Source organism: Streptomyces monashensis, assembly GCF_001866665.1.
GTDB lineage: Bacteria > Actinomycetota > Actinomycetes > Streptomycetales > Streptomycetaceae > Streptomyces > Streptomyces monashensis.
The window spans coordinates 1-207 of sequence record NZ_MLYO01000205.1 but is presented as its reverse complement, the minus strand read 5'-3'; the positions used below and the strand labels follow the sequence as shown (position 1 = coordinate 207).

The window sequence follows — 207 nt, the reverse complement described above, 5'->3', positions numbered from 1 at the left end:
GTTCGGCGGCGTCCTACTCTCCCACAGGGTCCCCCCTGCAGTACCATCGGCGCTGTGAGGCTTAGCTTCCGGGTTCGGAATGTAACCGGGCGTTTCCCTCACGCTATGACCACCGAAACACTATGAAACTGTGAACGCCACACCGCCTCGACAGGCGGGGCTGTTCGTGGTTTCAGAACCAACACAGTGGACGCGAGCAACTGAGGA

Annotated in this window: 1 rRNA gene; it reads right to left on the bottom strand. The window is 59.9% G+C overall.

Annotated elements, in window-relative coordinates:
- Window positions 1-117, bottom strand: a 5S ribosomal RNA gene (rrf, locus tag BIV23_RS45305).
- Between the last annotated feature and the right edge of the window lie 90 nt (window positions 118-207).